The sequence below is a fragment of the Gordonia sp. GN26 genome (genome assembly GCF_054823965.1).
Map to the genome: position 1 here is coordinate 15844 of NZ_JSYC01000005.1, position 5681 is coordinate 21524.

At 66.5% G+C, this 5681-nt stretch carries 7 protein-coding genes; 3 read left to right on the forward strand and 4 right to left on the reverse strand.

The genetic code is table 11. The features are described 5' to 3' along the window. Positions 1–20 precede the first annotated feature (20 nt). The 3 genes from OK17_RS00975 to OK17_RS00985 all read right to left on the reverse strand — a co-directional run bounded on the left by OK17_RS00975 (position 21) and on the right by OK17_RS00985 (position 1707). Positions 21–623, reverse strand: coding sequence for a TetR/AcrR family transcriptional regulator (locus OK17_RS00975; RefSeq protein ID WP_232717145.1), 603 nt, complete (start codon positions 621–623; stop codon positions 21–23). Continuing rightward, the gene (locus tag OK17_RS00980) at positions 620–847 is read right to left on the reverse strand and encodes a rubredoxin reductase (protein WP_461416408.1); all 228 of its coding nucleotides are present in this window, start codon (positions 845–847) and stop codon (positions 620–622) included. The genes OK17_RS00975 and OK17_RS00980 overlap by 4 nt, the downstream gene beginning before the upstream one ends. A gap of 260 nt (positions 848–1107) precedes the next feature. After that, the gene (locus tag OK17_RS00985; protein WP_461416409.1) at positions 1108–1707 is read right to left on the reverse strand and encodes a hypothetical protein; all 600 of its coding nucleotides are present in this window, start codon (positions 1705–1707) and stop codon (positions 1108–1110) included. A gap of 300 nt (positions 1708–2007) precedes the next feature. On the opposite strand from OK17_RS00985, the gene OK17_RS00990 reads away from it, so the two are divergent. Then, positions 2008–2754, forward strand: coding sequence for a class I SAM-dependent methyltransferase (locus tag OK17_RS00990; protein WP_461416410.1), 747 nt, complete (start codon positions 2008–2010; stop codon positions 2752–2754). A gap of 12 nt (positions 2755–2766) precedes the next feature. Here OK17_RS00990 and OK17_RS00995 read toward each other — a convergent pair whose 3' ends face one another. Next, entirely contained in the window at positions 2767–3321 is a 555-nt protein-coding gene (locus OK17_RS00995) for a TetR/AcrR family transcriptional regulator (protein WP_461416411.1), read from the reverse strand. Positions 3322–3447: 126 nt separating this feature from the next. On the opposite strand from OK17_RS00995, the gene OK17_RS01000 reads away from it, so the two are divergent. Further along, on the forward strand, positions 3448–4500 hold the full coding sequence (locus OK17_RS01000) for an ABC transporter permease (protein WP_232717153.1): 1053 nt from the start codon (positions 3448–3450) through the stop codon (positions 4498–4500). A 61-nt stretch (positions 4501–4561) separates the two neighbouring features. Beyond that, positions 4562–5518: a DUF1214 domain-containing protein gene (locus OK17_RS01005; protein ID WP_232717155.1), complete on the forward strand. Its 957-nt coding sequence runs from the start codon at positions 4562–4564 to the stop codon at positions 5516–5518. Positions 5519–5681 lie beyond the last annotated feature (163 nt).

Here is a 5681-nt window from a genome sequence, read left to right on the forward strand (position 1 = left end):
TGACGCGTTGCAGGCCCAGCTCAGTCCCGGATTCGCGCAGCTTCGATGGCCGGGGCGATGATCTCGGCGAGGTCGGCCGCGACGTCGCGATCGCCCTCCGGAGGCATCGCGACGAAGCTCAGCGCCATGCGGGTGATCGCGTGCGAGATGCGCTCGATGTCGGATTCCGGCATCGACAACCAGGTCGCCTCGCGGAACGCCTGCGACAAGCGGTCGCTCGCGGTGGCGATGATCGGCGCCACGTCGGTCGTGATGAGCTTCAACAGATCCGGTTTGGCCTCGCCGGACAGCAGCGAAGCAATCAGGGGATCAGTGGCCACGCCGGTGAAGTACTCGGTGAAAGCGGTGCGCAGCGCGCCGGTGACATCGCCGGCGTGGTCGGCGAGAGACTCGGCGACATGACCCGCGAAGCGGTTCGCCAACCGGACCGCATATCCCTGTGCCAGGCCATATCTCGACCCGAACTCGTTGTAGACGGTCTGCCGACTGACGCCGGTGGCGGCGGCGACGTCCGACATGCGGATCGCCGACCAGTCTCGCTCGGTCAGGAGGTCGTGCAACCCGTCGAGCAACGAGTTGCGCAGCAGCGACTCGCTGTCCTGCGCGTGATTGCGTGTCGTCATCCTGCCGCGCCGACCGGCTCCAGCGCGTTCGAGATCTCGGCGCGCAGCGGACGTCCGGTACCGCCGCCCACGTCGCTCCTGGTGTCGACGTCCACGTCGAAGTGCGCGGCCATCGCCGGCTGCCCGTCCATCCGGGTGTTGCGGTTGTACTGCATCGACCACGCGAGCGAGACGCGCGGGAGTGGGGTCGCGGGAGCGAGTCCGAGGTCGGTGGCGATGGTCATGGCCACCAGTTTGCCGTGCTCGATGGAGGTGAGCCACCGCCCGGCACCTATCGGCTCACCGGGACTTTCGTCGCCGCGCCGGACCCCGATCACGACAATGGACGTTGTCTATACAAAAGTTCCTGTTTGTAAAGTACTCTTCTGCAAAGAAGATCCCTCGCGCGTTTCTGTCGGGGGAGGGCGCGAGGGATCTTCCTGGGGGAACTCCGGGGCGGCGGGGGAAAGGGCCGCGTCCGGAATCGAGGGGAGCTACCCCTCTGTCATGGGGTGTTGATCCAGTTCAGGATCGACTGTGCGGTGGCGGGATCGCCGTTGCTGATGCCGATCGCCGCGCCGATGGCAGCGCCGACCCCGGCGCCCCAGATGCAACCGACGATGACGAGGCAGCCGATGATCAGGCCGGCGAGCGCACCGATTGCAGTGGTCACGTTGCCGCCGCGGTTCCAGCCGTTGTTGATGTGCCAGATCATCTGCTGATACGCGCGATCCTTCTTCGCCGACGCGGGACGAACGCCCGCCGCGATCGCGGCGCGAGCCTCCGGCGTGAGGATCGGGGAGAAGGTCGCCTGGGTGCGATCGGCGCTGACCTGCGTGCGCAGCGGCACCGTCGCCCCGTTGAGGGGCAGGGTCAGGGCGACGCGTTCGAGAAGTCGCCCGTTCGGGTCGACGACCCGCAGCTCGCTCCCGGCTGATACGAAGGTGGCGTTCCGCAGGCTCGACGTGATGGAGGTGCCGTCCGCGGAGGCGATCGACAAGTGTGAGGGCGCTGCAGGTGCCGGCGCGCCATGGGCAGTGCCGAACGAGATCGTGAGCACGGCGATGGCCGACGCCGTGATGCCGAACAGGCGGAAACGCTTCATCGGTCGCTCTCCACTTCGTCGTCTCCATGTGGTCGTTGCCGTCGCCGCGATGACCACACCCGGCCACCTAGTGGGCTCCGAGCGCTTTGTCGGGTTCGAGCGGTGTGATTGTTGCACCGTTCCGATCGCGCATGTGCATGTCCGATTCCATTTGGTATGAACGGATGACGTCCAAACATGTGGACCATGTGATCGAGGGAAGCGTCCCGAGGATGGCGCGAGGACCAGCTGTACTGACCCGGGCCGGTCGAGATCGATTGGCATGAGGTTCGAATGGTCGGTGAGTCGTAGCATGGAGGAGTGGGTTTCGCCGTCCCGCCCGAGGCGTACGGACGCTTCATGGGCCGCTACGCCGATCCGCTCGCCGAGGTCTTCACCGCCTTCGCGGGGGTCGGTGCCGATTCGGATGTCCTCGACGTCGGGTGTGGCCCCGGGGCGCTGACCTCCCATGTGTTGACACTGGGTGCTGCTGTGAGCGCGATCGATCCGTCCCCACCCTTCGTCGATGCCTGTCGCGAACGATTTCCCGACGTTGACGTGCGCCGCGGTACTGCTGAGCAATTACCCTACGACACAGGCGAATTCACCCACGTAATCGCGCAGTTGGTGGTTCATTTCATGACGGACCCGGTTCGCGGTCTCGCGCAGATGGCACGCGTGACACGTCCGGGCGGGACCGTCGCGGCCTGCGTGTGGGACGGGCCGACCGGAGCGCTCGCCCCGTTCTGGGATGCGGTACACGTGCTCGAGCCGGACGCCCGGGATGAGGCGCTGCTGTCCGGCGCGCACCGTGGTCATCTCACGGCACTCTTCGCGATGGCCGGACTGCGGAGCGTCGTCGAGGAGCCGATCACCGTCGACGTTGTTCATCCGAGTTTCGAGGAGTGGTGGGAGCCCTACACTTTCGGCATCGGTCCGGCGGGCGAGTATGTGCAGTCGCTCGACGCCACCGATCGAAGCGAACTCGAGGCGGTGGCGCGGAAGCGTCTCGGCGACGGGCGATTCATCGTCTCGGCCACTGCGTGGGCCGCACGCGGGACGGTCTGAGCGCGAGGCGGGTCAGTCGTCGGCCGACGGACGCATGCCCGCCAACAGGATGGACACCAGGCGCGGCACGAGGTTCGGGGTCGCTGCCGTGACGGCGTCGGGCTGAGGGCGCGTGATGAGGCCGATCCCGACGATCAGCTCGAGTGCGTCGAGGTCGTCGCGAACCAATCCTGCGTTCTTGGCCGAACCGAGCAGTTCGTCGACGCGGGCCAAGGTCTGGGCCTGGGTGGTGCGAACCGCAGCGGTCACGTACTCGGCCAGCGCCGCCGACAGGGCGCCGAGATCCAGATCGACGAGCCGGTTCACGAACGTCGTCCACGCTGTGTCGGGTGTGGTGGTGATGTCGGTGAGACCCTCGTCGGCGGCGCGCCCGATGTCGTTCAGGATTGCGAGCGCCACTTCGTCTGCGAGCGCATGCCGGGACTCGAAGTTCCGGTAGAGGGTGGCGATTCCCACCCCGGCACCCTCCGCGACGGTCTCGAGTGCGACACCGCCGCCCAGTGCCGCGAACAGTCGACGGGCCTCTTTGACGATCGCCTGACGACGCCGTGCTGCATCCGCTCGCATGCCCACGTCCTCTCGAGCCGTTGACTCGTCCATCACATCGGTGTTGACAGCCCCAGTCTAACCGGAGGATTATCATCCACTATAAAACGGAGGAAAAGCATCCGGTTTAGATCTGGAGGACGTGCGATGACATCCACGGAGTTGGGAACCACGGCGAATGAGGAGAAGGCGGCGTCGGGAAAGAAGACGCCGCCGCCCGTGGTGATGCTGGCGGGTCTGACCGCCGGCTTGGGCGCCATCCTCATCCTGCTGCTGATGGTGTTCATCCTGCCGTCACTGAAGAGTGGTGCCCACGATCTGCGGGTCGGCGTGGTCGGTTCGCCGGCTGCGGTCGGTTCGTTCGAGCGGAGCCTGGCCACGGCTGCTCCCGATGCGTACGAGCCCCAGCGCTACGACTCGGAGGCCGCGCTGCGGGACGCGATCGAACACCGTGAGGTGGTCGGCGGCTTCGTGATCGACGAGGCGGGTGTCCACACCCTGGTTGCCGGCGCAGGCTCGGCGTCGATCAGTGGGAGCCTCACCGGTACCGCGCAGGCGGTCGGGCAGGCGACAGGGGAGAAGGTGACGGTCGAAGACGTGGTCCCGCTGCCCGAGGCCGACCCGACCGGCATCGGCATCGGTGGTCTCGCGTTCCCGCTCGTCTTCGGCGGCATCGTGCCGGTCGTCGCGTTCCGGAAGATCTTCCCGCGTGGCAACGGCTGGTACCTGACCGGTCTGATCACCTTCTCGGTCGTCGGTGGCGTCATCGTCGCGTCCATGCTCACCTTCGGGTTCGGCAGCATCGACACGGGACTGTGGTCGACGGAGTTCTGGGCGGTCGCCGGTTCCATCGCGCTCGGTGTCGCCGCCCTGGCCATCCCGCTGGCGGGCCTGCAGAACGCGTTCGGCGCCAAGGGTTTCACCATCGGTGCGATGGTCATGATGTTCCTCGGCAATCCGCTGGCCGGTATCGCCGGCTCGGCCGCGTGGCTGCCGTCCGGGCTGGGCACCGTCGGACAGATCCTGCCCCCGGGTGCTGCCGGAACCCTGGTCCGTTCGGCCGCCTACTTCGGCGGTGCAGGCGGTCTCACCGCGGGACTGACACTGGCCACGTGGATCGTCGTCGGTCTGGTGCTGTTCGTCACGGGTGCGCGACGTGCCGCCGTGTCGGCAGCCGAGGCCGTCGAGATCGGCAGCTAGGCTTCGAATCCATATCGGGGCGTCGAGTATCGAGCGCCCAACTGATCGAGGGAGACAGAGCATGTCGGGCCATGTCAACGTGGACAATTTCGTTCGGGCGGAGACGCACCGGATGTTTGCCGACATCCAACTGGCCGCCGGCGGGGTGGGGAAGTTCCGCCACAACCGGGAACCCGCCTCGATCGACGAGCAGACGGTGATCCGGCTCAACCGCGACACCCTCTACAGCTTCGCCGTCGTCGACCTCGCCGAACCGGCCGCCCTCACACTGCCCGACGCAGGCGAACGATATGTGTCCGCGATGGTCGTGAACGAGGACCACTACGTCGGCGGCGTTCTGCACGCCGTGGGTGAGCACACGCTGACGCAGGAACAGTACGGATCGAGGTATGTCCTCGTCGCGGTGCGGATTCTGGTCGATCCGACGAATGCTGCCGACGTCGCCGCGGTCGGTGAGTTGCAGGATCGGACGACGATCGCCTCGGCGTCGTCGGAACCGTTCGTTTCTCCCGACTACGACACCGCGAGCCTCGACGCGACCCGCAACGCGCTGTTGGAGTTGGCCAAGGGACTCGACTCGTTCGACCGAACCTTCGGCGCCCGCGATGACGTCGACCCGGTCCGACACCTGATCGGGTGCGCCGCGGGTTGGGGTGGTCTCCCTACCTCGGAGGCGACCTATGTCGGCGTCGACCCGGCCACCGGCCCAGGACATTACGAACTGGTCTTCGCCGACGTCCCGGTCGATGCCTTCTGGTCGGTGTCGGTCTACAACGCGGCCGGGTTCTTCGAGCCCAACGAGGAGAATCTGTACACGGTCAACAGCGTCACCGGCGTTCGCAACGACGATGGTTCGATCACCGTCCGGTTCATCCCGGACACCTCGGGCGACGTCCCGCCGAACGCGATCGTGACTCCGGAGGGCTGGAACTACCTCATCCGCTTCTATCGCCCCCGCCCCGAGATCCTCGACGGCACGTGGACTCCGCCGGTGTTGAAGGCGGTTGCTCAGTCCTGAGGTCGACTGCAGATTCGTATGACGTTGTGCCCGGATTCCGGGCACAACGTCATACGATCCTAAGAGTGGTTGCGCGCGTAGCCCTCTCGCCCGCTGAGGTGCAAGGAGTGATAGCGACGGGCCGTCCTCGCTACCTGAGGTGCAGGGAGTGATAGCGACGGGC

What these genes read in the sequence shown, in the direction of transcription:
- OK17_RS00975 (WP_232717145.1), bottom strand. Translation starts at nt 623, where the DNA reads ATGACGACACGCAATCACGCGCAGGACAGCGAGTCGCTGCTGCGCAAC.
- OK17_RS00980 (WP_461416408.1), bottom strand. Translation starts at nt 847, where the DNA reads ATGACCATCGCCACCGACCTCGGACTCGCTCCCGCGACCCCACTCCCG.
- OK17_RS00985 (WP_461416409.1), bottom strand. Translation starts at nt 1,707, where the DNA reads ATGAAGCGTTTCCGCCTGTTCGGCATCACGGCGTCGGCCATCGCCGTG.
- OK17_RS00995 (WP_461416411.1), bottom strand. Translation starts at nt 3,321, where the DNA reads ATGCGAGCGGATGCAGCACGGCGTCGTCAGGCGATCGTCAAAGAGGCC.
- OK17_RS01000 (WP_232717153.1), top strand. Translation starts at nt 3,448, where the DNA reads ATGACATCCACGGAGTTGGGAACCACGGCGAATGAGGAGAAGGCGGCG.
- OK17_RS01005 (WP_232717155.1), top strand. Translation starts at nt 4,562, where the DNA reads ATGTCGGGCCATGTCAACGTGGACAATTTCGTTCGGGCGGAGACGCAC.